At 62.8% G+C, this 22,339-nt stretch carries 26 protein-coding genes; 4 read left to right on the top strand and 22 right to left on the bottom strand.

Annotation, left to right across the window (positions count from 1 at the left end):
• Positions 1 to 81: 81 nt before the first annotated feature.
• Both rpoZ and folK read right to left on the bottom strand, forming a co-directional pair.
• The gene (gene rpoZ / locus SMD31_RS11395) at positions 82 to 471 is read right to left on the bottom strand and encodes a DNA-directed RNA polymerase subunit omega (protein ID WP_320500964.1); all 390 of its coding nucleotides are present in this window, start codon (positions 469 to 471) and stop codon (positions 82 to 84) included.
• Between the two features lie 137 nt (positions 472 to 608).
• The gene (gene folK / locus SMD31_RS11390) at positions 609 to 1,106 is read right to left on the bottom strand and encodes a 2-amino-4-hydroxy-6-hydroxymethyldihydropteridine diphosphokinase (RefSeq protein ID WP_320500963.1); all 498 of its coding nucleotides are present in this window, start codon (positions 1,104 to 1,106) and stop codon (positions 609 to 611) included.
• Between the two features lie 148 nt (positions 1,107 to 1,254).
• Here folK and SMD31_RS11385 point away from each other — a divergent pair, with 148 nt between their 5' ends.
• Together SMD31_RS11385 and SMD31_RS11380 are read left to right on the top strand one after the other, a co-directional pair.
• Positions 1,255 to 1,869, top strand: coding sequence for a LabA-like NYN domain-containing protein (locus SMD31_RS11385; RefSeq protein ID WP_320500961.1), 615 nt, complete (start codon positions 1,255 to 1,257; stop codon positions 1,867 to 1,869).
• A gap of 5 nt (positions 1,870 to 1,874) precedes the next feature.
• A complete protein-coding gene (locus SMD31_RS11380; RefSeq protein WP_320500960.1) occupies positions 1,875 to 2,516 on the top strand; it encodes a uracil-DNA glycosylase in 642 nt (213 codons plus the stop codon).
• 21 nt (positions 2,517 to 2,537) lie between these two features.
• On the opposite strand, the gene smpB is transcribed toward SMD31_RS11380, so the two are convergent.
• Both smpB and dapA read right to left on the bottom strand, forming a co-directional pair.
• Complete coding sequence (gene smpB, locus SMD31_RS11375; RefSeq protein ID WP_456077534.1) at positions 2,538 to 3,023, bottom strand: SsrA-binding protein SmpB; 486 nt, start codon at positions 3,021 to 3,023, stop codon at positions 2,538 to 2,540.
• Between the two features lies 1 nt (position 3,024).
• A complete protein-coding gene (gene dapA / locus SMD31_RS11370; protein ID WP_320500958.1) occupies positions 3,025 to 3,903 on the bottom strand; it encodes a 4-hydroxy-tetrahydrodipicolinate synthase in 879 nt (292 codons plus the stop codon).
• A gap of 394 nt (positions 3,904 to 4,297) precedes the next feature.
• On the opposite strand from dapA, the gene SMD31_RS11365 reads away from it, so the two are divergent.
• On the top strand, positions 4,298 to 6,259 hold the full coding sequence (locus SMD31_RS11365; protein ID WP_320500957.1) for a lytic transglycosylase domain-containing protein: 1,962 nt from the start codon (positions 4,298 to 4,300) through the stop codon (positions 6,257 to 6,259).
• An 18-nt stretch (positions 6,260 to 6,277) separates the two neighbouring features.
• The gene (locus SMD31_RS11360; protein ID WP_320500956.1) at positions 6,278 to 7,288 is read left to right on the top strand and encodes a threonine ammonia-lyase; all 1,011 of its coding nucleotides are present in this window, start codon (positions 6,278 to 6,280) and stop codon (positions 7,286 to 7,288) included.
• A 20-nt stretch (positions 7,289 to 7,308) separates the two neighbouring features.
• Here SMD31_RS11360 and SMD31_RS11355 read toward each other — a convergent pair whose 3' ends face one another.
• The 18 genes from SMD31_RS11355 to SMD31_RS11270 form a co-directional block, all read right to left on the bottom strand.
• Positions 7,309 to 7,779, bottom strand: a complete 471-nt coding sequence (locus SMD31_RS11355; protein WP_320500955.1) for a bactofilin family protein — start codon at positions 7,777 to 7,779, stop codon at positions 7,309 to 7,311.
• Positions 7,763 to 9,427, bottom strand: coding sequence for a peptidoglycan DD-metalloendopeptidase family protein (locus SMD31_RS11350; RefSeq protein ID WP_320500954.1), 1,665 nt, complete (start codon positions 9,425 to 9,427; stop codon positions 7,763 to 7,765). Before SMD31_RS11350 ends, SMD31_RS11355 begins: the two co-directional genes overlap by 17 nt.
• Before the next feature lie 318 nt (positions 9,428 to 9,745).
• Positions 9,746 to 11,644, bottom strand: a complete 1,899-nt coding sequence (gene cysC / locus SMD31_RS11345) for an adenylyl-sulfate kinase (RefSeq protein WP_320500953.1) — start codon at positions 11,642 to 11,644, stop codon at positions 9,746 to 9,748.
• A complete protein-coding gene (cysD, locus tag SMD31_RS11340) occupies positions 11,644 to 12,438 on the bottom strand; it encodes a sulfate adenylyltransferase subunit CysD (RefSeq protein WP_320500952.1) in 795 nt (264 codons plus the stop codon). Before cysD ends, cysC begins: the two co-directional genes overlap by 1 nt.
• A 109-nt stretch (positions 12,439 to 12,547) precedes the next feature.
• On the bottom strand, positions 12,548 to 12,742 hold the full coding sequence (locus SMD31_RS11335; RefSeq protein ID WP_320500951.1) for a hypothetical protein: 195 nt from the start codon (positions 12,740 to 12,742) through the stop codon (positions 12,548 to 12,550).
• Positions 12,739 to 13,152 carry a hypothetical protein gene (locus SMD31_RS11330; RefSeq protein ID WP_320500950.1) on the bottom strand — a complete coding sequence of 138 codons (414 nt, stop codon included), beginning with the start codon at positions 13,150 to 13,152 and terminating at the stop codon, positions 12,739 to 12,741. Before SMD31_RS11330 ends, SMD31_RS11335 begins: the two co-directional genes overlap by 4 nt.
• Position 13,153: 1 nt before the next feature.
• Positions 13,154 to 13,399 carry a hypothetical protein gene (locus SMD31_RS11325; protein ID WP_320500949.1) on the bottom strand — a complete coding sequence of 82 codons (246 nt, stop codon included), beginning with the start codon at positions 13,397 to 13,399 and terminating at the stop codon, positions 13,154 to 13,156.
• Between the two features lie 55 nt (positions 13,400 to 13,454).
• Positions 13,455 to 13,661 carry a hypothetical protein gene (locus SMD31_RS11320; protein ID WP_320500948.1) on the bottom strand — a complete coding sequence of 69 codons (207 nt, stop codon included), beginning with the start codon at positions 13,659 to 13,661 and terminating at the stop codon, positions 13,455 to 13,457.
• 8 nt (positions 13,662 to 13,669) lie between these two features.
• Positions 13,670 to 14,191 (bottom strand): DUF4376 domain-containing protein, encoded by a 522-nt coding sequence (locus tag SMD31_RS11315; RefSeq protein WP_320500947.1) that lies wholly within the window; start codon positions 14,189 to 14,191, stop codon positions 13,670 to 13,672.
• 2 nt (positions 14,192 to 14,193) lie between these two features.
• On the bottom strand, positions 14,194 to 15,693 hold the full coding sequence (locus tag SMD31_RS11310) for a hypothetical protein (protein ID WP_320500946.1): 1,500 nt from the start codon (positions 15,691 to 15,693) through the stop codon (positions 14,194 to 14,196).
• 43 nt (positions 15,694 to 15,736) lie between these two features.
• Entirely contained in the window at positions 15,737 to 16,387 is a 651-nt protein-coding gene (locus tag SMD31_RS11305; RefSeq protein WP_320500945.1) for a hypothetical protein, read from the bottom strand.
• On the bottom strand, positions 16,384 to 16,911 hold the full coding sequence (locus SMD31_RS11300) for a hypothetical protein (protein WP_320500944.1): 528 nt from the start codon (positions 16,909 to 16,911) through the stop codon (positions 16,384 to 16,386). Before SMD31_RS11300 ends, SMD31_RS11305 begins: the two co-directional genes overlap by 4 nt.
• Positions 16,912 to 16,923: 12 nt before the next feature.
• Entirely contained in the window at positions 16,924 to 17,307 is a 384-nt protein-coding gene (locus tag SMD31_RS11295) for a hypothetical protein (RefSeq protein WP_320500943.1), read from the bottom strand.
• 34 nt (positions 17,308 to 17,341) lie between these two features.
• The gene (locus tag SMD31_RS11290; protein ID WP_320500942.1) at positions 17,342 to 19,612 is read right to left on the bottom strand and encodes a hypothetical protein; all 2,271 of its coding nucleotides are present in this window, start codon (positions 19,610 to 19,612) and stop codon (positions 17,342 to 17,344) included.
• Between the two features lie 4 nt (positions 19,613 to 19,616).
• Complete coding sequence (locus SMD31_RS11285; RefSeq protein WP_320500941.1) at positions 19,617 to 20,192, bottom strand: hypothetical protein; 576 nt, start codon at positions 20,190 to 20,192, stop codon at positions 19,617 to 19,619.
• A 65-nt stretch (positions 20,193 to 20,257) separates the two neighbouring features.
• The gene (locus SMD31_RS11280) at positions 20,258 to 20,683 is read right to left on the bottom strand and encodes a hypothetical protein (RefSeq protein WP_320500940.1); all 426 of its coding nucleotides are present in this window, start codon (positions 20,681 to 20,683) and stop codon (positions 20,258 to 20,260) included.
• An 83-nt stretch (positions 20,684 to 20,766) separates the two neighbouring features.
• Positions 20,767 to 21,627, bottom strand: coding sequence for a phage capsid protein (locus SMD31_RS11275; RefSeq protein WP_320500939.1), 861 nt, complete (start codon positions 21,625 to 21,627; stop codon positions 20,767 to 20,769).
• Positions 21,628 to 21,916: 289 nt separating this feature from the next.
• A complete protein-coding gene (locus SMD31_RS11270; RefSeq protein WP_320500938.1) occupies positions 21,917 to 22,291 on the bottom strand; it encodes a hypothetical protein in 375 nt (124 codons plus the stop codon).
• Between the last annotated feature and the right edge of the window lie 48 nt (positions 22,292 to 22,339).

Genomic DNA, 22,339 nt, shown 5'->3' with positions numbered 1-22,339 from the left:
CCGGTGGCCGCTTCAGCGTAAGGGTGAAACCAATCCTTTCCCTGTGTCAGGAATAAGGTAACTGCCGACAGTGACGCCGGGTCACTTGCCGTCATCGGCCTCCGCGGCATCCTCGAACTCGCCGTCGATGGCCATGTCGGCCTCTTCGGCTTCGTCGTCGGAAATCTGCGCCTGCTGCATTTCGGCCAGAAGGTCGCCGGCGCCGGTGCCAAAGCCCGTGCCCTCTTCCTCCGGCTCGTCGTTCTCGACATGACGCTGCAGGCCGGTGATGAGGTTGTCGTTGAGGCGCTCCAGCACCACGGTCTCTTCGGCAATTTCGCGCAAGGCAACGACCGGATTCTTGTCGTTATCGCGCTCGATGGTGAGCTGGCCGCCGGCCGAGATCTCCCGTGCGCGCTGAGCGGCCAACATGACCAGGTCAAAGCGGTTCGGGATCTTGTCTACGCAATCTTCGACAGTAACGCGGGCCATTTTCGATAATCTCCAAGAATTCGTCTAATTGCCTGAACTTACTCTATTGATTTTGGGGGTTCAAGGATTGGGGCCGCGACATGAGTGAGCAGGCTATATGCCCCCCGCGCATGGCGACCGGCTTCGACCCAACTCCCTCAAAGTAAACGGATTTCCTGGTCAGGGGGCAGTGCCGCGATGAGGTCTGCGACCGAGCGCCCGGAAACCGGGTGCCGCCAGCGTGGGGCAATCGCCTGCAGGGGCAGCAGAACAAAGGCCCGCATTGCCATGCGCGGATGCGGCAACAAGGGATCGGCAGCGGTCTCGACCCGGTCGCCATAGGCGATGATATCGAGGTCGAGCGGCCGCGCCGCATTGGCGACAGATCGCACCCGCCCGGCCCCCGCTTCCAGCCGCTGCAACAAGGCAAGCAGGTCTTGCGGCCCAAGATCGCTCGCCACCGCGATGACCCCGTTCACATACCAGGGCTGGTCTGCAGCGCGCGGCACGGGCGCTGTCTCGAACCACGGCGAGCGCCGCCGGATCGTGATTCCGGCCGAGGCAATGTCGGTCACCGCCTTTTCCAGCGTCGCCACGGGACTGCCGGCATCACTCGGCAGGTTGGCGCCAAGGCCGATGAAAATTCCCTCAGTCACGCCGACTTTCCTTGCCGCCAGGCTGTCCCATTTGACCTTGCTCCCCACCGGCCAACGGCACTAAGGTCCGCAGCATGCGGTGCCTCATATAGGTTCCGGCGTGAATGTTCATCATAGCTTTCAGTCATATTCTCCGACGAGGTTCATTATGCCCCTTCGCTTCTACGCCCAGGAACGGGTCGGTCTTTTCATCGATGGCGCCAATCTCCACGCGGCTGCCCGCGCGCTCGGCTTCGACATCGACTACAAGCGCCTTCTGAAGCATTTCCAGGAGCAATGCCGCCTCATCCGCGCGTTCTATTACACGGCGCTGGTGGAAGACCAGGAGTATTCGCCCCTCCGCCCTCTGGTCGATTGGCTCGACTATAACGGCTTTACCATGGTGACCAAGCCGACCAAGGAATTCACCGACGCCATGGGCCGGCGCAAGATCAAGGGCAATATGGATATCGAGCTTGCCATCGATGTCCTCGAAATGTCGGCCCATCTTGACCACGTCGTGCTGTTCTCCGGCGATGGCGATTTCCGTCGCCTGGTCGAAGCCGTGCAGCGGCGCGGCGTGCGCGTCTCGGTCGTTTCCACCGTGCGTTCCAACCCGCCCATGGTGGCCGACGAACTCAGGCGCCAGGCAGACATGTTCGTTGAGTTGGAAGAGTTGGCCTCGGTCGTTGCCCGCGCCCATAACCCGCGCCCGCGCGATGCGGCAAAGGACCAGCCGCCACGCGAACAGCATCCCGACGATGAACCGGCCGGCAACGTTTGACACCCATGCCAGCTGCCATCGTGTCGCCAGCACCGGATTGCCCGCTCTGCCCGCGCCTCGCTGATTTCCGCACCGAGAACCGCAAGAAGCTGCCGGACTACTTCAACGCGCCCGTGCCGGCCTTCGGCGATGCGCGGGCGAAATTTCTGATCATCGGCCTGGCGCCCGGGCTGCATGGCGCCAACAGGACGGGCCGCCCCTTCACCGGTGATTGGGCCGGCGACCTGTTGTTTGCCACCCTGCTCGAACTGGGCCTGGCCACCGGCACCTATGATGAACGGCCAGATGACGGGCTGGCGCTCAAGGGTTGCCGCATCGTCAACGGCGTGCGCTGTGTCCCGCCGCAAAACAAGCCGCTGCCGGCCGAAATCAAGACCTGCAATGCGTTCCTGAAAAGCGAACTCGAAGCTTCACCCGCGCGCTGCTATGTGGCCCTGGGTTCCATCGCCCATGACGCCGCGCTGATGGCAATGGGTGAAAAGCGCAGCGCCTTCAAATTCGGCCATAACCGCCGCCATGATCTCTCAGGTAACCGCATCCTCATCGATAGCTATCACTGCTCGCGCTACAACACGAACACCGGCGTGCTGACGCCGGCAATGTTCCGCGAAGCGATGATGCATGTGAAGGAAGTGGCTGGACTCTGACGCCGGCAGTCGGTGCCCGGGTCAATCCCCGCCGCGGTTGCGCACGATACGGGCCTGGTCGCGTTTCCAGTCGCGATCCTTGATGGCGGCGCGCTTGTCGGCCTGGCGCCGGCCTTTGGCGACGCCGAGTTCGCATTTGGCGCGGCCGCGATCGTTGAAATAGATCGCAAGCGGCACGACGGTGACGCCGTCGCGCTGCGTGGCGTTGATGAGCTTTACCACTTGGCGCTTCTTGAGCAGCAATTTGCGCGGGCGGCCCGGCTCGTGGTTGAAGCGGTTGGCCGCATCGTATTCGGGGAAATGGGCGTTGATCAGCCAGAACTCGCCGTCACGCTCGGCCGCGAAGGCCTCGTTGATGCTGCAGCGGCCCAGGCGCAACGACTTCACCTCCGACCCCATCAGTTGGAGTCCGGCCTCGATCGTGTCGTTGATCGAATAATCATGCCGCGCCTTACGGTTCTGGGCGGCAAAGCGGTTGGTCGAGATGTCACGGGCCATAATGGCGATGTTATTGCCCGATAAGGCCTGCCTTTTTCAAGGCCGCTTCGACCTTCTGCTTCGAAACGTCCGAAATAGGTGCCAGCGGCAGCCGAACATCCGCCTGGATGTGACCCATGACGGAGAGCGCGTATTTTACCGGGCCGGGGCTGGTCTCGCAGAACATCGCATCGTTGACCGGCATCAGCCGCTCATTGATTTCCATGGCTTTCTTCAAATCGCCGGCACGCCAGGCGGCATGCATCTGGGAGGTCAGCTTGGGCGCCACATTCGAAGTGACGGAAATGCAGCCCACGCCACCCTGCGCCAGGAAGGGCAACGCCGTCGCGTCTTCGCCGGACAACTGGCAGAAATCGGCACCGATCGCGAGCTTGGTGCGCGCCGGCCGCGCCAGATCCGCCGTCGCATCCTTGACGCCGATCACGCGCGGCAGTTCGGCACAGCGCTTCATCGTGTCGATCGACATGTCGACGGCGCTGCGCGGGGGCACGTTGTAGATAATGATCGGCAGGTTGGTTGCGTCGTGAATCGCCTTGAAATGCTGGAACTGGCCCTCCGGCGTCGGGCGGTTGTAATAGGGCAGTACCACCAGCGCCGCGTCAGCGCCGGCCTTTTCGGCATGGCGTGTCAGGTCGATGGCTTCCTGGGTCGAGTTGGAGCCGGTGCCGGCGATGACCGGGACGCGCCCTTTGGCGACCTCGATCGCCAGCTCGACAATGCGGTGATGCTCCTCATGGCTGACCGTCGGGCATTCGCCCGTCGTCCCAACGGGCACCACGCCATCGATGCCTTCCTTGATCTGCCAGTCGACGAATTTCTGGAAGGCAGCCTCGTCCACCGCGCCGTTGCGGAATGGGGTGACCAAAGCGGTCATCGAACCCTTGAACATGACTGACTCCATAAAATGCCCGCTCGGTTAAGAGCTTGGGCGATTGCAAACGGGCCCGGAAAATAGCCGCAGTTGGGCCTGGCCGCAAGCGTTCTGCCGTTAAAACCGGCGATTCGCCACCTGTGGCAAATCGGCGATACTTTAGCCCGACAAGCGAAGGTGCTGCATCAGTGTGTGATAACCAACGCATTGAATCCATTGAGTGGGGGCCGCGGCGCTCATACAATGCTGTGATTGCGACCGCCGATTCGCGGCTTGCCCGAGCGAGAAAATGGCACACCATATACCTGCGTTAAACGCCCCGGCGATCCTCACCCGGGCCACGGCACATGCCGCGCGGCCCAGTCTTTCCGTTGTTTCCCGTCAGATTTTCCGCCCCGTTGGCCGGCTGGCCATGGCAGGGCTTTTGGCCGCTTGCACGCTGTTCGGAACCCCGCAGCCAGGCCGCGCCGATGACGGGCTCAGTGCCAAGGATAAGAAGCTCTACCAGGAAGCCTTTCGCGCCATCGACAACGATCGATGGAAGGAAGCGCGGCGCCTCGCCGACATGGCGAAGGAGCCTTTGCCGGGCAAAGTCGTGCGCTGGCTGGACTTGTCGCGTCCCGGCCCCGGACGATCCTTCAACGAGATGACAGCGTTCCTTAAGGGCAATCCCGATTGGCCGCTCCGCGACACGCTCACCGCGCAGGCCGAGCGGACCATGCCGGACATCTATCCCACGGCCGCCGTCCTCGATTGGTTCGGGACGCGCGATCCGCTGACCCCGCAAGGGGCAATCAAGCTTCTTGGCGCGTTGCGGGCCGATGGGCAGGTCGATCGCGCCCGGCAGGTGGCCGTCGTTGCCTGGACCACCGAGGATTTCAGCCAGGAGCAGGAAAATACCTTCCTCGCCCGCTTTGGCGACATGCTCACCATGGCCGATCATGTGGTGCGGCTCGATCGTCTGTTATGGGAGGGTGAGCGCGACCAGGCGCTGCGTATGCTGAAGCGCGTCGACCCCAGCCACGCCGCCCTGGCGAGTGCGCGCATGCGCCTGCAGGATCGCAAGGTAACGCCAGATGCGGTTGGTGGCCTGGTGCCGCTGGAACTGCGCGACGATGCCGGACTCATCTATGAAATGGCACGGGCCTGGCGCAAGTCCGGCCAGATCGAGCGGGCCCTGCAACTCCTCGATCCGCCGCCGGCCAAGGTGGCACGGCCAGACCTGATGTGGGACGAACTCTATCGCGCCGCGCGCGAGTTGCTCGGCAATGGCGACGTCAGCGCCGCCTACCGCCTCGCCGCCGCGCACAACGCCGATACTGGCGACGCCTTCGTCGAGGGGGAATGGTTCGCCGGATGGGTCGCCTTGCGCTATCTCGAAGAGCCGCAAGTGGCGATGAAGCATTTCACCAATCTCTATAACGGCGCGAAATCAGTCATCAGCAAGACCCGGGCCGCCTATTGGATCGGCCGCTCGGCCGAGGCCAAAGGGGACATGGCGGCGGCCACCGACTGGTATCGCAATGCCGCCAAGAATCTCTCGATCTATTACGGCCAGTTGGCTGCTGCGCGTCTCACCGACCCCAAGCATCTGGTGCTCGACAGCGGGATCCGCGCCAGTGCCGCCGAAAAAGCGGCGTTCGACAAACGCGAGATGGTGCGCGTGGTGCGCCTCCTCGGCAAGCTCGGCGAGCAGGACCGCGTGCGCCCCTTTATAATGACCATGACATCGCGCGCCACCAAAGCCACCGATTACACCTTGCTGGCGGGCCTCGCCAAATCGGTGAAGCGCGACGATCTCGCCATCGCCGTCGCCAAGGAAGCGCGGCAAAAGGGCTTCGAGTTGTCGGAATACCTCTTCCCCACCATCAAGCTGCCGACCGGCAAGGAGCCAGAACCCGCTTTGGTGCTGGCCATCATCAAGCAGGAAAGCGCCTTCGACGCCAAGATCTCGTCGCCGGCGGGCGCCATGGGACTGATGCAGCTGATGCCCTCGACCGCGCGACCGCTGGCCAAGGAACTCGGCGTCAAGAAGTTGAAGGAGAAGAGCCTCACCGCCGATCCGGCATTCAACGTGAAGCTGGGCCGGCTCTATCTCGAAAAGCTGATCGACCGGTTCAACGGCTCCTACATCATGGCGGTGGCGGCCTACAACGCCGGCCCCAGCCGGGTGCGCGATTGGGTCATCCTCTATGGCGACCCGCGCTTGGCCGAGACGGATGCCATTGACTGGGTCGAGAACATCCCCTTCGACGAGACGCGCAATTACGTGCAGCGCGTGATGGAGAATCTGCAGATCTATCGCAGCCGTCTCTCGGACAAGGGCGCCCGCATCGCGCTTGAAGACGATCTTAATCGACCAGCGATCAACTGACAGAGCAGGGATATCATCTTGAACCAGCCCAGCGCGAAACTGGCGGTAGGTATCGAGGATGTGCGCGCCGCCGCCGCGCGGCTCAACGGGGTGATCGTTACAACGCCGCTGCTTGATTATCCGCTGGTAAGCGAGCGCTTGGGCTTCCGCCTGCTGATCAAGGCGGAGACGCTGCAGATCACCGGCTCGTTCAAGTTCCGCGGCGCCAGCAATCGCCTGCTGGCAGCGAAGGACACCGATCCGGCCGCGCGCGCTGTTGTCGCTTTCTCCTCCGGCAATCATGCCCAAGGTGTTGCGGCGGCGGCGAAGCTGCTCGGGTTCAAGGCCACCATCGTCATGCCCTCCGACGCGCCCGCGATCAAGGTCGCCAATACCAGAGGCTATGGTGCCGAGGTGGTGCTCTATCAGCGCCATACCGAAGATCGCGAAGCCATCGCGCGGAAGATCGCGGAAAAGGATGGTGCGCTGATCGTACCGCCCTATGACGATCCTTACATCATCGCCGGCCAGGGCACGGCGGGACTGGAGATCGTGGTGCAGGTCAAGGCTTTGGGTACTGTGCCGGATCTGGTGATCGCCCCCTGCAGCGGTGGCGGCCTTGTCGGCGGCGTCGCAACCGCCGTGAAAGACGCCTTCCCGAACACTGCGGTCTATGCCGCGGAACCTGCCGGCTATGACGATCTCAACCGGTCGCTGGCGGCCGGTGAGCGCCTTCCCAACAAACCGACAGCGCCCTCGATCTGCGACGCGCTGATGGCCCAGACGCCTGGTGCCCTCACCTTCCCGATTCACCGCAAATTGCTCGCCGGCTCAAAAGTCGTCAGCGACGATGCCGTGCTCGATGCGATGAGCTTTGCGCAGCGGCACCTGAAATTGGTGGTGGAGCCAGGCGGCGCTGCCGGCCTTGCCGCGGTGCTGGCGATGCGAGGGGAACTCAAGGGCCGGACGGCGGTCGTCATCTGCTCCGGCGGCAATGCCGATCCGGAAATGATAAAGCGGGCCGCCGACAGGGGCGACCCGCTTCTCTAAAACACGAACTCAGCCAAAAATCAGGCCGTCGCAGCCTTCTTCTCGCCGACGATTTCCTTGGCGATGTCTTTCGGTGCCTCGGTCGAGGTGGCAACGGCCGTCACGGGATGCGTGTCGGTACGGCGACACATCCCTTCAAGGTAGGCGCCCTGCTCGATCGCCAGCGACTTATGGAGAATGTCTCCGGTAACGCGGGCCGTCTTTTCCAAGACCACCATGTCGGCGCGGACCTCGCCATTGACCAGCCCGCAGATGCGGACCGATTCAGCCTGAAGGCCGCCCTGCACAGTGGCGCCTTCGCCGATTGTGATGTTGCGTGACTGGATGTCGCCCTCGACCCAGCCATCGATCTGCACGTCGCCGCTACAGACCAGATCGCCGGTGATACGCAGATCAGCACTGATGATGGAGGGGATCCCGGCTTTCACACTGGGGCGCGGGGTATCATGGACCGTCGCGGGTTGACCGGACTTGTTAACCTTTGAAAACATAACGACCTGCCTTGAGAAAGCCCATGGGATCGAGCGGTTTATCGTTGTAACGCACTTCGTAATGGCAGTGCGGACCGGACGACCGCCCGGAAGAGCCGAGCTTGCCGACCAGCTGCCGATAGTCCACCACATCCCCGACCTTCACGGCAACCGAATCCAGATGGGCATAAAGCGTATGTATGCCAAGACCATGGTCGATCTCGACGACGCGCCCGTAATTCCCCTTCCAGCCGGCTGAAACGACCGTGCCCGGTGCCGTCGCCAGCACGTCAGAGCGCAGCGTGCCCACCATGTCGAGGCCCTCATGGCGCGCACGGGCGCCGTTGAAGGGGTCGACGCGGGCACCGAAGCCGCTGGAGATGTAATAGTGATCGACGGGTGCCGCCAAAGGCACGGAGCGCAGCACGACCTGCATCTTCTCCCAGCGTGCCACTTCGTCATCGAGGGTCGCCACATTGGCCAGCAGCTTCTGCTCGGTTTCGTCGGCGCCGGTGGCGGGATCGGGAATGAACGGACCGCCCTTGCCGATGCCGCTCTGCTCGGCAGCCGAGATCATGCCCTCGACATTGAGCCCGGTCATCTCGAGCGTCTTTTCCATTTCCTCGAGGCTGTTGCGGGTGCGCTCGGTGACGCTGGCCACGAAATTGGCCTGGCTTTCCTGGACCGAGGCCACCTTGTCGCGCAGTTCGTCGATGGTGCGGCCGAGATCGGAGCGGCCGAGCTGCAACGAATTGCGCTGGTTGATGACTGTGGAGAGCGCTAGCTTGGTCTGCGCCACTTGGCGCGAGAGGTCTGCGTTGCTCGCCTGCGCCACCTGCAACTCACCCTGCAGCGAGGCGACTTGCGCATTGAGCGCCGTGACCTGCGCCGTCGCGGTATCGTGGTCGCGCTGCAAATTGGTCAAGCGGCCGGTCAGGTCCGCGACCTGGCTCGCAAGGCTCCCATTACTCTGCCGGCTCTGATCGAGCAGGGCCGTCAGCTCATCGCGTTCGGCGGCCATCCGGCGGCGATCGCCCTCGATGCCGCGAATTTCCGACTTCAGATCGGCAATCTGGTTGGTGAGCGATTGGTTGCGCGCGGCTATGCGCTTTAGGTCGCTGTCGAATGCCTGCAGGCGATTCTTCAACGCATCGCGCAGCTTGGCGCGCAGCGGATCGTCGCCAGCAATATCGCGGCTGTTCAGATCGCGACCGGCAGCGGCACCTTCGAGCGGAGTTGGGCCTTCGATCTGCGTCGCAATCGAGCGCAGGCCGTCACGCATCGCGGCATTCTCGCCGGAGAGGCCCAGCAGATAGGCCTCGTCGTCGCCGAGCTTGCCGGTGCTGCCTTTAAACTGGTCGAAGTAATCGGCCACTTCGGCAAGGAGCCCGGTATAAGCGCCTTCGGCCTCGCGCACGGCGATGTCGCGGCCGTGCAGCGTGACCTGCTGCATGGCGAGACCTATCGACGTCGCCAGCGACAACACCGCAATACCGCCGATCAGCGATGCGCCGACCAACTGACTGCGCGTGGACAGGCGCACATATTTGATTTTGCCGTCGCTGCGCACGATGAGTTCGCGCGGCGAGAAATGCTTCGAAAGAGCGGCTGCGAAACGCGCGCCGACATTACACAATGACAATTTTTCAGGACTTCTTCCGGTTACCACGATCCCATCCCCACGGTAGGACGCTCAATTGACCCATAGCCGCCACCCTGCCACCGAATGATCTGCTAACCCCTCAGATCCATCGGCGCCGACTGGCGCGTGACACACACCGGACCAAGCGATCCTTGGCCCCCCTGACGATTGGTTCACCACCCATTGCCGGGAGTCGCCCAATCGTTAATTTATTATTATCAGAAGTAACTTAGGCGGACAAAAAAAACGGCGCAAGCCGAATCAGCCTGGAGGCTGCCCGGCGCGCCCATCTGTCACAGGTATATTATATTTTTCAATACCTTAGCGCGACTCGGCAGGACCCCATCAGACCTTGCGGAAATGCCGCTCGACATAACTCACCGCCAGAGCCACCGCCGCCGCGATATCGAGCTTTTCCGTATCGATCATGAGCTCGGCCTCGGCCGGCGGCTCGTAAGGTGCGCTGATCCCCGTGAACTCGGCGATCTCGCCGGCCCGCGCCTTCTGATAGAGCCCCTTCGGATCACGGCCTTCGCAGGTCGCCAGATCCGCCTTCACATAGATCTCATGAAAGCCGCCGGTGGCGACGCCGCTCGGTAGCAATTTCGCCAGCGCCTGGCGCGCGCGGTCGCGGTCGCTGCGATAAGGCGAGATGAACGCCGTAACGACGATCTGGCCGGATTCCGCAAAAAGTGCTGCCACCTCGCCGATGCGCCGGATGTTCTCGGCGCGATCCTCCGGGGCAAATCCGAGATTGGCACTGAGGCCGCGGCGTACATTGTCGCCGTCCAGGACGAAGACCTGGAAACCACGGCGGAACAACTCCTGTTCCAGCGCCATGGCGATGGTTGATTTCCCAGCACCGGACAATCCGGTCAGCCACAGCACGCCGCCGGGATGGCCGTTGCGCTGTGTTCGCTGCGCCGCAGTGATACCGTGGGCCACCTCGGTGATATTGCTGGAGCGCACCGTCACCATGCGCCGCTCGTCCGGATACCCCTCCAGCGAGATGGTGCCGCCGGCCAGGATGTTGCGCCCATCCGACAGAACGAAGCGTCCGGTCTTTGGATACATCTGCGCGGAGTCAAGACTGAGCAAGGCGGGCGAACGCAGGATCACTTCGGCAATGTCGTTGCGCACGACCGTATCGCTCGGCTGCGCCGTGAAACTTTCCGGGTCGTAGACGGTCACGATGTTTTCGACGGTGGCATTGACCTCGCGTGTCTGCAGGCGCAGCCGATACATCGCACCCGGCTTCAGCGGCGTCTTCGACAGCCAGAACAGCTTCGCCTTGAATACATGACTTTCGATCGGTGCCGAATCGATATGGCTCGCGATCTCGCCGCGCTCGATGAACAGTTGCTCGTCGAGCGTCAGGCCGACCGATTCTCCGGCTTCGGCAGCATCACGGGCCGGCGCCGACCATACTTCGATCGAACTGATCTGAGCCGTCTTGTTGGAAGGTGAGAACATCAGCTTGTCACCGACCTTCAGGCGGCCGCTGGCAATGCGTCCAGCTAGAATCCGCCGGTCGTCGAACTTGTAGACATCCTGGATGGGCAGGCGCAGTGGCAAGGCCGAAAGCGGCGCCGCTGGGCGGAAGCTGTCCAACGCCTCGATCAGCGTCGGCCCCTTGTACCAGGGGGCTCGCGGCGAGCGCGTGACGATGTTGTCACCGTCGCGGGCGGCCATTGGAATGATGTAGTTGGCCTTGATGCCGAGCGATTCCAGATAGGAGCTGTATTCGCGCGAAATCTCAGCAAACCGTGCTTCGCTGAAATCCACAAGATCCATTTTATTGACCAGGACGGCAATCTGCTTCACACCCAGCAGGTTGAGCAGGAAGGCATGCAGGCGCGACTGCTGCTGAATGCCCTGGCCGGCGTCGATCAGCATTAATGCCGCTTCGGCACTGGAAGCGCCCGTAATCATGTTCTTGATGAACTCGCGGTGCCCCGGCGCATCAATGATGGTGTAGTCGCGCAAATTCGTCTTGAACCAGATCTGCGCCGTGTCGATGGTGATGCCCTGATCGCGCTCGGACTGGAAAGCGTCCATCAGGAAGGCCCATTCGAACGGCATACCGCGCCGCTCGCACATCTCCTTGATGGCCTCGTATTTGCCATCCGGCAGCGAGCCCGTATCGTGAAACAGGCGGCCGACCAAGGTCGACTTGCCGTGATCAACATGGCCGACGATGACGATGCGCATCAACTCGCGCGCGGCTCTGGCTTCGGTCGTCATTACATATATCCGGCGGCGCGCAGGCGCTCGAAGGCATCTTCGGTTTCGCGGTCCATGGCACGCCCGGCGCGCTCCGGCGCCCGTGTCGTCTCAAGTTCCGCAATGATCTCCGCGATAGTCGCAGCCTGGCTGCTCACGGGCGACGTGATATCCTGGTCACCCAGCGAACGGTATCTCTTGCCGTCCTTGGCGAAGTAGAGTTCGACCATCGGAATCCCTTCGCGCTGCACATAGCGCCAGATATCAATCTCGGTCCATGACAGCAACGGGTGCACGCGCAAATGCGTGCCGGCCGGCAGGTCGGTATTGAAGTAGTCCCAGAACTCCGGCGGCTGGTCGCGGAAATCCCAGGCGCCGCTTTCGCCGCGCGGCGAGAACACCCGCTCTTTGGCGCGCACGCTTTCCTCGTCGCGGCGGATGCCGGCGATGATGCCGGTGAAGCCGTATTTGGCGATGGTGTCGCGCAGGCCCAACGTCTTGCGCGCCGCCGAGCGGGCCGCGGGCGGTAACGTCGGGTCGGTTGCCTCAACCGGCGGGCACTTCTCGACGATGAGGTTGAGCCCCCATTCCTTCGCATAGGTCTCCCGGAAAAGGTACATTTCCGGAAATTTCTTCTCGGTATCGATATGCATGACCGGGAAGGGTACGTGGCCAAAAAATGCCTTGCGAGCCAGCCAGACCATGACATTGCTGTCCTTACCAAGGGACCAGAGCATGCCAAGCTTTTCTATGCGATTGAAGGCTTCACGCAGGATATAGACGCTTTGCGCCTCAAGCTGGTCGAGATGGTCCATGACGCTGGCCGATCGCTCCCCTAGGATAACGCTCTCAATGTTCGCCACCGTCATTATAGGATCGAGGCTGCCCAGGCAACATTCCACAGCACGACAGGCGCAATTTATCTCAATTTGCCGTCTCGGTAAGCTGTGCCCGTAACGCGGCAAAGGCGCGGCGGCGCGCTTCCTCCGCAAGCCGCAAATCCCCGTCGGTCACCGTGTCACCGGACCGCACCTTCGTGGCCAGGGCACCCAGCTGGGCCAGATAGGGCGCCAGGGCAGCAACACCCTGAATGATCGCCGTAACCGTCGCCGCGTTCATGGTGCATCCTCCGTCACTTTTGGTTGACCTTGCATGGGCAGCAGGGGCTGCAGACCGTACAACTGCATTTCAGCGGCGCCGATCTGGCGCGTTGCGAGGTCCGATAGACCCGCCCGCAGCGCCGTGCCGGCGCCGTCCAGCGACCGATCGACTGCGTCGAGGGTCGCGGCGATCAGCAGCGCCCGTTCGCTGCCGGGAGTGACGGCATGTAGGCGAATGGCACTGCTCAACCCTTCCGCCAGGCTACCGGCCATCAGATTGGCGGCGGTCAGCCGGCTGCGTAGGTCGACATCCACTCCGCTTTGATGCTCGCCCGCTTGTTGCCGGCTGGCTGGCATCGCACAGCTCACCAGCAAGGCCACCGCGACGAGGGCTGCGACGATCGAGAACTTTCCCTTATGCCACCCCATGTCACGCTCCCTTTTGTTGCGTGTCGTCACGCACGGGTTCTGCCGGCAGGTTGGGTACTTGATAGACGGCTAGGCCGACCAGCAAGGACACGGCCGCCATTTCGGCGCTGTCCGGCATCTTGATCTGCCAGTTCGTCCAAAGGGCGTCGGCCAGCAGGCCAACCAACCATTCCGCGATCGGCGCGCCGATCGCGGCGGCCCAGGCCTTGTTGATGGTGCCGAGTGCAGCAACCCGCGATTCGATCATTTATCCGCTCCTTTTCATCATCGGCGCTGTGACGCCACTCATCAGCCGTCGACTCTCAGGTTCCGACATCCAGGAATTTGGCAAGCCAGCCGCTGCTGGCGCCGGAGATGCTGCACAGCACCACCAGCGCACCCACCATCAGCCAACGCAGGCGCTGTAATTCCTCGATGCGCTCGCTCAATCGCGCTACGGCATGCTCCAGCTTTTCAACGCTCGCCTGCAAGCGACCAATCGCTTGTGATGTCTCATGCAAACCACCCATCTCGTGCCTCACCATCCCGCTGCAAAGTTGTAGGCGGCGATATCACTGGACTGGACAAGGGCACGTACGGCATCCACATGCGCCCATTTCACCCGTTGTAACCGGTAGACTTCGGCCTTAGCCGCATCAGCTAAAGCAATCATGGCATCTACATTGGGAAGGATAAGGAAGCTGTTATCAGCCATCCGCCATGCGAAATCGCTCGCCCAAGCCGCATTAACCGCCTTTGCCCAGCGCGCCTCACTGCCCATCGTCGTCAGATTTGGCTGGTCTTGTTCACGGATCTGCAGGACTTTGCCGCCATAGGGGAGGCCACGTTGCAACGCCAGCAGATACTGCTCGCTGATCGTCGCCAGCAACTTCTCGCGCAGGGCCTCGGTAGGCCAGACCCAGGTCAATCCGTCCCAGCGCTGCAGCGTGGCATCCTCGGGTGGCGTTGTGATGGCGCCACCGCTCCAAGGGGATTCCCCCGGCGGTCCGTCAAAACTACCCAGGCAAGCCCCGGTCTGGTCGACATAGAATGTCTGCATGTTCAACCTCGCATGTCTTTGCAAAAGAAGACGAGCTTCCAATTGCCCGCTGTCATCGCACCGCCGCTGCCGGTCGATTTGTTACCGATCGACGGCGCATAGGTTTGATTCATTGTCGCCACCGCATTGGTGGCATCGGCCGCAAGCGACGCGCCATAGGTCCAGTTCACTGAGGTGTAGTCGATTTCATCACCCACGGCCCAATTCGCATCGGTCGCCTTGCAGCGAAAAGCAGCGCGGATGTAGTTGGGCCTGACGCCCAAGCCATGCGCCACCACGATCACTGTACCGATGGCAACCGTCTGTTCGGCACTCTCGAAAGAATACGACCCACTTATCGTTCGCCACGCACCCCCGTCGCACCTTAGCAGCACGTTATCGCCCGGCCGCAACAGGCGCGTTGCCAGCCCGTCCAATGTCTCGGCACCGCTAGGGTCGATGGTCACGTCGCCGCTGCTGGCTGCATTGCGCACACCAATGACCGCGCCATTGCCGGCCGCCGCCGCCGCCATCAGATTCAAGGCGACGCCGGCGGCAGTGAAGTTGATCTCGGTTCCTTTGTCGGTCGCCAGCATGGTGTAGGTCGTGGATTTGTTGTTGGCCGGGAGGCCAATTCCGCTCGCCTGCCCGAACCAGCCCGGTGGTGCCGAGACACAGCGCCAATTGGCGCCGCCCTCGGCGCGAAAGCGTGCGACATCTCCAGCAACAGCAACGACATTGCCGCCGCCTGGCAAGATGAAGCTACTGGCGTTATGGGTCAGGGTCAGCGCCGCGGCGAAACGCAGTTCAATCTCGCTGCCAGCGACCTCGCCGCTCCACAACCCGGTGACCGTCGTACTACCGGTGACAACGTGATAGCCTCCAAGATTGACATCCGCCGGCCTCGATAGGACCGCTTCGCTTGCGATGTCGCTGCCCTTGCGCCACAGCGATGCGAGCCCGCGGGGCGTCACGGATTCGCTGCTGGCCACACCCGCCCGCGTCACGTCGATCGGGGTATAGACTGTCATACCGGTGGGAACATTCTTGTTCTCCAGCCCGTTCGCGTCGCCGCGCCAGCCGAGCAATCTGCCTGCTTCCGGTGTCGGCAAGGTGACGTTGATCAAAGGGCTGGTCGGGCTGAGCGCTGCCGCGCGCCCCAGCTTCTCGTCTAGCTCCTGCACCAGCGCCGTCAGTCGGTCCAGGGCACGTTCATGCGTTTCGGCGGGAAACGGATCGTTCGGAGTGTAGTCGATCATCTGGGTGCGCTTGGTGCGCCGGGCGATGGTCCAACTCTTGGTAGCGTCGGGTGCGGCAACAGCCGTTACCGTGCCGGTGGCGCCGCCACCGCCGCTGACGGTATAATCCGTTGTCAGTACCTTGGGCGTTTCGTTGCCTGTCTCGGCATTGCGCTCGATGACATCGATTTCGTCGGCGCCGAAGAAACTGAAAGGAACAGCAAAGGATACTGTGCTGCCGTCGCCCGCATAGGTGATGCGGGACGTGGTTGTGGAAAGAGTCATCTTTTGTCCTATCGGTCTGCTCTTGTCCTCTCGGCTCGGGCGCCTAAAGGGTAATCGCGTAGCTCTCCTGGGCCGCTGCTTCTGCCTCCAGCCACGAGGCCAGCGGCGGCCGGATCTCCGGTCGCGCCAACGGCAGCCATTGCGCAAAGCCGATACCAGTCATGAATTCCGCAAGACGTCCGCCGACGGCTTCAAATGCCAAGGGCGGCAGCGGTGCCGCCGCCCCGCCGAGGCCCGCGTGACTCGCGACCAGGTCGTGCGTGCTGTGGCCGAGCGCGTCGAGGAGCGGTGCCATCTCCTGCAGGCGTTGTTCGATCGTGGCGATCAGCGCTAACCGCTCTGTCCGGCGTTTCTCGTGCCTTGCCAACGCTTCTATTCTTGCCTCACGCGCCAAGTCGGCTTCCGCTGCTGCGATAGCGGTCCCAGCGTGCTCCAGGGCCGCGGCCACGTTGGCGGCGCTGAGATCGAGCGCCTGTACGCGCGCCGCCAGTTGTTCGACCCGCTTTTGCGCGCGCCCGTCGCCGGTCGCCGCCGCCAATGCCAGTACCTGACGACGCATCGCGATATCCGCACGTTCAGCAGCCTGGTCGGCCTGCTTGGCGCGGAGGTCGGCGGCACAGGACAGCCATCCGGCAAGGTCGCGCGGGACATCTGCCGGCTTCACCCCCGCTTTCTCCGCGACAAGGGCGCTCATTGGGCGACACCCGGTTGCGGGTTCATCTCGGCGATCGCCGCCAGGGTGCGGATAAGCCAGGCATCGTTGCCAAGCCCTGTGCTACCGCAGATCTCGGCCAGTTCCTCAGCGCCACCACATTTGGCAATGAGCGACTGAGCCGCCGCAATTTTGCGCGGATAATCCGCGCCCCATTCTTGCTTCAGTTCTGTCTCTGCCTGGGCGAGCTTACCCTCATTGCCGGTGGCACCGTCGCAAAGATGGCGGCAATAGGCATCGACAATACCATTGACCGCACCCTGCGGCAGGCCGGCGCGATGAAACCACTGGCGTGCCTTGGTCTCGAGCGCTGCATCACGGTCGAAATCCGGCGGCACCATGATCTGGTAATTTTCCGGCGTGCCGGGTGCAGACAGCGCATTGCGAAGATCATCGGGGCCGGTCGGCATCGGCCGCGTTGCCAGGCCCATTGCCGGCACGGATTGCATGCCGCGCGCAGCCAATGCTTCCTGCATGGCCGCTTCCAGTGTCTTTGCCGTCGCCATTGCGTCTTCCTTTCAATTATTGAGATTTATGAGGCTGGTACCAAGACTGCTGGTGCCTGAGAGGTGGTCCAGTATCGATTGCCGACGGCGATAGCGCGCCTCGCGCTCCTTGGCTCGGGCAGCTTCGGTCTGGCCGAAGCGGGCCCAGCGCGCCTCGGAATCATCTTCGCGTGCGGCATCGAGGAGCATGTCGGTTGGCGACCCTTCAGTTGTCACGCCACCTTTAAGAATCGCCACTCGGCGCTTGGCCTGCTCGCGCGATTGGTCCGCCCGCAATTTGCGCTCCTGCTCAGCTCCCTGAGCGCGGGCGACTTTCGCCTCGCGTTCCAGTTCGTTCGATTCATGGTTGGCCTGCTGGGCATCGGCGGCCATCTTGGCCGCGCTCGAAACAATCATGGTCGCAGCCATCGCTGCAGCTGTACTGCACATTTCATCCATCCATCGTGGTGAGTTGCGGAATGAGGGCAACGATCGTGCAGGGTAGCGGCTGTTCCTGCAGCACCGTCACAACGGCCTGCGTTGCCCAACCCTTGGGAAAGGCCACCACCTTGTCGCCGGTGAAGAGCGGCGGACTTTGATCCATCGCGGTACGAGCCTCGCGGAAGACCACGTCTTCGCTGCCCGCCTCTTCGGCGCCCACACGCATGCCAAGGCTGTTGTTGAGGCGAACGATGACGCGGTGGATGCGGCGGCTCTTCCCTTGCGCGGTGCCATCCAGCGCCCCGGCCTCAATATCCATCGTCGCCAGACGGCTGGTATAACCGAGTCCGACATGGGCATAGGCCGTCGGCCGTTCCAGGGTGATGCTGCCATCGGGTGCCACGACACGCGTTGGATGCGTGGCGCCGTCCGCCAGGATCGTCACCGTCTCGCCGACCAGATGGCCAAGTCCCAGAATGGTGGTCGCCCCCAGCGACCAGGCACCAGCGGCGATCGGCGCCACACCGGGGAAGGGCGCCAGGACCGTTGCCGTCACCAGGCTGGCGTCTATAAAACCGGTGATGCGCGCGCGGGCAACGTGATAGCCCTCGCCCTCCAGTGCCGGATAGGAATATTGGATTTCGCGCCCGATGTCGTCGAGGGTGAAGGCCGGCGCTGCTGCGGCAAATGGCACGTTGGTACTGCCGACGACCGCCGCTGTGGCATCGGGTGTCAGCGCTGTCGCCCCGGCACCATTGAAAGTGAGGCCGCCATCGACAAAGAAGGCGCCCTTCTTGTCGAAGGCATCCTCCGGCTCGAAGGCTTGCGCCATGCGCTCGACCGAGCGCCGCACAACCCCATTCACCACCCGCTCCACCGCCAGCCAGGCCTCGTCCTGTGCGATGCCCGGAATGCAGGCGACCGATTTCACCTTGGCGGCCGTGCCAGCCACGCGATGCTGATGCCAGCCGACGACATCCTGCCCGCGCATATAGGTAAGGCCCAGCAGGGCTCCGTCCTGCCGCACCGCCCAGATTACCGACCAGGGTTCCGCCTGATAGGCGATCTCCTTGATGCCTTTGAGTGTCAGGTGCCGTGCCAGCAGGCTCAGTTCTGGTGAATTGAACGCATCGTTCTCGAAGCTATAGGCCATTTCATAGACCTTGCGCCCGGCGCGCTGCACATAGATGACGGCAGCTCCGATGCGCTCTGGGCGCAGGTCGGCGCTGCCATTGGTGGTCTCGCGTCGCACGGTGACATTGCTTGGGGTCAGCGCTTCATTGAGCGAACTGGCAGTAAGGTTGAACTCGCCACCCGTCGTCCCCAGCGCCAAGGTCTTGCCGGCACTCATCCAGCGGATGGCATTGACGCGGTCATCGGCGATGGTGAAGTTCAGTCCGTGATCGTCCTTGGTAACGCCGTCCGTGCCGGTCGGCGCAAAGCTCTCATAGGCGCCGGAGACGGACGCCCACAGAGTCTGCGGCTGGTACTTGGTATTGGCCAGGAACAGCCGTTCTTCATGAAACGTGATCGTGCTTGGCCAGCCCGTGCCGGGCGACCATGCGCCGAGCCGCCAGGTGGGGACCGCACCCGTGCCGCCAAAGGTGCTCTTGATGTCGATCTTGACCTGTGTGGCACTCGTGAAGGTGATGATCTTGCCCCAGCCCCAGGTACTGCCATGTTTGATGCGCACGAGGCGCCCGACGTCACCAGCGACAAAGGTTGCTGCCGAAGCCGTCAGCGTCACATTGCTGCCATTTGCCGCCGCCGGCGTCATGTTCACGGCGGCAACATTCTCATCGAGATAGGGCCCGTCCGAAAAGTCGATTGGGGTCATCGACCAGTTGGTGTGGCCGCTGCGGGCCAGCTTGTGGGGCTGGAACTGCGGATGAACCAAATAGAGCACATCGGCCGACTGCGCCCATTTCAGGCCGGAGAGATCGTTGACCCCGTATGGTGTTGTGATCTCGTAAGCGACGCCCGGTGAGGTTTCGATACGTCCACCATTCATGTAGAAGCGAAAATAGTTGGCACCCGCTTCAATGATATAGGCCTGCTCCGTCGAGAACTCGAAAGGGATCAGGCGCACGACGCCATCATCTTTGGTCGAGGCGACGTATTGCGTGCCGGGTCGCCGCGTCGCCGGTCCTTGCGCCAGTAACACGAAATTCTCGATGCGCCGGCAGGCGTTCCGGTATTTGTCGAGATCGATGCGGCCATAGAGTTCCGGCGACCATTCGCCGGCATTGAAGGTCGAGAGCAGGAGCGAGGCGCGAGGCATGGCTTTAGCTCCGTGCCGCCAGCCAGGCATCGACCACCAGATCGCTGGCGCCACCCTCCTGGGCGTCGGTGGCCTTGGCTTCGGCGATGATGCTGCGCAGATAGTCGCGCGCCACTTCAATGCGCGACGCGCTTTCAGTCAGATTGCCGGCAAGATGCACGGCAAGCTTTGCGGCGATCGCTTCGGCCAGCAGCGGATCGTAACTGGCGCTGTCGATGATGCGCCCGATATAGAGAATGTCGAGCGGCGCGCCGTAATCGGCCAGGATCCGGCGGCCTTCGACGCGGTAATCGGTGCCGTTGTCCACCTCGAGCAGGCGCAGGCACAAGGCCGGCTCCGGCCCTTGCGGCAACTGGTATTGATAGCGATAGCCCCAGGCCGGCGCCTCGGCGAGGGCCGGCAGGCGTGCGCGTCGCAGTGCCGCGTTCCAGGGATAGAGCCGAAGGACCGAATCTGCCGAGGGTTCGAAATTGCGCTGGCACAGATTGGCTGCCTTCGACCCGTCTTCCAGTGAGGTGATGGGATCGGCGCCGAGGAGATCAAGCGCGCGGTTGCAGATCGATACGGTCGAGACGGTCATGAGCACTCTCTTTCTTGTCGCGCGGGCAACAGCGTTGGCGGGCGGCTGTTGCCCGCGCGTCCAGATCAGTCGAGCGTGTAGAACAGCATCACGCGCAGCGTGCCGGTGGCCGGCAGTGCCGCGGCACCGATGGTGAGGATGACGATTTCCTCGGCCGTCAGCGCCTCGCCGGCAACGGCTGCGGGTGCGAACAGGGTCGGCGTGTCGACCGCGGTGAAGACGGCGCCGGCGCGATACTTGCCGGTATTGCCGGCAATGCCGATCGCCAGCGTCGACGAGCCCAGCGACACCGTGCTGTTGACGATGCCATAGAGCACGCGCGCACCCTTGGGCAGGCGCGCCACTTCGACAATGTCGCTGGTCGGCTGGGCGGCCAGCACGACCTTTTCGTTGAACACGCGCACGCGGCCATGGATATCGCCTGCCATCGGCAGGTCCACCGGCAATGTGTTGCGCAGGCGCCCCATCTGGGTGCCGTATTGAGTAGCCATATGTTTTCTCCTGGTGAGTTTCAGTCTGCAAACCAGTCGTGGGCATCGCGAGGTTGGCGGGCGGCCGCGATGCCCACGACCCTTTAAGCGACAGTCGCGATCTCGACGACGCCTTCTTCTTCCATGCGCGTGGCACCGACCGACATCGCGCAATAGACCTGCGTCGCATAGGACTTGTCCGGGCGCTCGGTCACTTTGACCTTCGGCGTCTGCGCGATGGCCAGCAGCAGGGCAGACTGGCGCCAGGCAAGACACGCCCGGTCGCCGCCGCTGGTGGTGCCCAGGCGCTGCGTGCGGATGAACTTGAAGCCGAGGAAGGTGTCGATCTGGCCGGCGGCCAAAGCCTTCACCGTGTTATAGTCGCTCGACGTCACCTGCGTGTTGGAGAGCAGCACGGTAATGTCCTTGGCAGGACAAGCGATGAAGCGCGGCTCGTCCGGGTCATTCTCCGCCGCGTCCAGCACTTCCTTGGCGGCGAGCAGCTTGGCCAAGGTGAGGCCCGTACCACCGACGGCGATCTTCTGGCCCGCCGGCAAGGCAACGCTGGTCTGGCCGGTCTTGCCGGTGCGGGCGGTGCCATTGGCGTTGGCGATGATGACATCATCCATGGCGCGACCCAGGGCGTGGGCTGCGGCTTGGCTGTAGGCGCTGGTCGGGTCGGTCAGCGTCTTCACCTGGTCGAGGCGGTCGATGAGGTCGGAATACTCGTAATCTTCCAGCATCACCTGGCGCCGGGCATGCGGCGTTTCAGTAAGCGGGGTGTCGGCATGGCGCGACTGGCGCTTGATGGCGCTGCCCGCACCGATCTGGTCGAAATAGGCGATTTCGCCCTCGACCACTTCCTGGCGCACCGCGTCTTTGAGGCGGCTGCCCTTCTGCTGCACCAGCAGCATGATGTTCGCACTGTAAAGGTTGTTGAAAGCAACCTGGATCTGCGAGGACATGGGTCCACGACTCCTTTTCGTCTGTTGTCGGAAGTGACTGCTTTGATCGGCGAGGTTGCCTCGTCGGCTGGCACCAACGCGCCGCAGGCGGCAGGGTTGGCGTGGCGGCTGGCGCCTGCGGCGCCTTCAAACAAGACCTCTCGGCGCAAGCGCGCGCCGTCAGCGGCCGTCTTTCCGAGCCGTCAGCCGGGCCGTCGCCAACGAGGAGACGGTTCTCCGGGCTTTCAAAAATCGTAGAAAAAGAAAACCCCGCCGGAGCGGGGTTGGATGATCGGGCAATGGCACCGCTTCAATGGGGCGGCTGGAACTTGATCTGCGGTACGCGATCAATGTCGAAGACAACACAGGTATAGCCCGGGTTGTTCTCCTCGCAGCGCCGGATTGCGTTGGCTGCGAACTGGCTGGTATCGGCACAGCTCGCGGTCTTGCAGACCCATGATTCGCCACCTTGCCCATCGCTGGCGATGGCAAAGACCCCCTGCCCCGCGGGTGAGATGGCCGCCAGATATTGCTGATATGCGGCCCAGGTGTTGGCGCCGATCTCGACGTCCTTCACCACGACCGAGCTGGTCTTCGGCAGGAAGCTGGTGTCGATGTTGATGCACCCAGCCAGGTTTAGAGCCAGACTCACAGCCGCAAGCGGCAGCCAGCAGAATGATCTCATGTCACCCCCTCCACGTGAACGGCGCGGGAGACTGCCACAACCCCTCCA

The organism is Dongia rigui, from assembly GCF_034044635.1.
GTDB classification, from domain to species: Bacteria; Pseudomonadota; Alphaproteobacteria; order Dongiales; family Dongiaceae; genus Dongia; species Dongia rigui.
The sequence above is the reverse complement of the archived record's forward strand: the minus strand, read 5'-3'. Positions and strand labels throughout refer to the sequence as shown.

Coding starts and splice junctions, on each gene's coding strand:
- rpoZ (WP_320500964.1), bottom strand. CDS start 471: ATGGCCCGCGTTACTGTCGAAGATTGCGTAGACAAGATCCCGAACCGC.
- SMD31_RS11385 (WP_320500961.1), top strand. CDS start 1,255: ATGCCCCTTCGCTTCTACGCCCAGGAACGGGTCGGTCTTTTCATCGAT.
- SMD31_RS11380 (WP_320500960.1), top strand. CDS start 1,875: ATGCCAGCTGCCATCGTGTCGCCAGCACCGGATTGCCCGCTCTGCCCG.
- dapA (WP_320500958.1), bottom strand. CDS start 3,903: ATGTTCAAGGGTTCGATGACCGCTTTGGTCACCCCATTCCGCAACGGC.
- SMD31_RS11365 (WP_320500957.1), top strand. CDS start 4,298: ATGGCAGGGCTTTTGGCCGCTTGCACGCTGTTCGGAACCCCGCAGCCA.
- SMD31_RS11355 (WP_320500955.1), bottom strand. CDS start 7,779: ATGTTTTCAAAGGTTAACAAGTCCGGTCAACCCGCGACGGTCCATGAT.
- cysC (WP_320500953.1), bottom strand. CDS start 11,644: ATGACGACCGAAGCCAGAGCCGCGCGCGAGTTGATGCGCATCGTCATC.
- cysD (WP_320500952.1), bottom strand. CDS start 12,438: ATGGACCATCTCGACCAGCTTGAGGCGCAAAGCGTCTATATCCTGCGT.
- SMD31_RS11335 (WP_320500951.1), bottom strand. CDS start 12,742: ATGAACGCGGCGACGGTTACGGCGATCATTCAGGGTGTTGCTGCCCTG.
- SMD31_RS11330 (WP_320500950.1), bottom strand. CDS start 13,152: ATGGGGTGGCATAAGGGAAAGTTCTCGATCGTCGCAGCCCTCGTCGCG.
- SMD31_RS11325 (WP_320500949.1), bottom strand. CDS start 13,399: ATGATCGAATCGCGGGTTGCTGCACTCGGCACCATCAACAAGGCCTGG.
- SMD31_RS11320 (WP_320500948.1), bottom strand. CDS start 13,661: ATGGGTGGTTTGCATGAGACATCACAAGCGATTGGTCGCTTGCAGGCG.
- SMD31_RS11315 (WP_320500947.1), bottom strand. CDS start 14,191: ATGCAGACATTCTATGTCGACCAGACCGGGGCTTGCCTGGGTAGTTTT.
- SMD31_RS11310 (WP_320500946.1), bottom strand. CDS start 15,693: ATGACTCTTTCCACAACCACGTCCCGCATCACCTATGCGGGCGACGGC.
- SMD31_RS11305 (WP_320500945.1), bottom strand. CDS start 16,387: ATGAGCGCCCTTGTCGCGGAGAAAGCGGGGGTGAAGCCGGCAGATGTC.
- SMD31_RS11300 (WP_320500944.1), bottom strand. CDS start 16,911: ATGGCGACGGCAAAGACACTGGAAGCGGCCATGCAGGAAGCATTGGCT.
- SMD31_RS11295 (WP_320500943.1), bottom strand. CDS start 17,307: ATGATTGTTTCGAGCGCGGCCAAGATGGCCGCCGATGCCCAGCAGGCC.
- SMD31_RS11290 (WP_320500942.1), bottom strand. CDS start 19,612: ATGCCTCGCGCCTCGCTCCTGCTCTCGACCTTCAATGCCGGCGAATGG.
- SMD31_RS11285 (WP_320500941.1), bottom strand. CDS start 20,192: ATGACCGTCTCGACCGTATCGATCTGCAACCGCGCGCTTGATCTCCTC.
- SMD31_RS11280 (WP_320500940.1), bottom strand. CDS start 20,683: ATGGCTACTCAATACGGCACCCAGATGGGGCGCCTGCGCAACACATTG.
- SMD31_RS11275 (WP_320500939.1), bottom strand. CDS start 21,627: ATGTCCTCGCAGATCCAGGTTGCTTTCAACAACCTTTACAGTGCGAAC.
- SMD31_RS11270 (WP_320500938.1), bottom strand. CDS start 22,291: ATGAGATCATTCTGCTGGCTGCCGCTTGCGGCTGTGAGTCTGGCTCTA.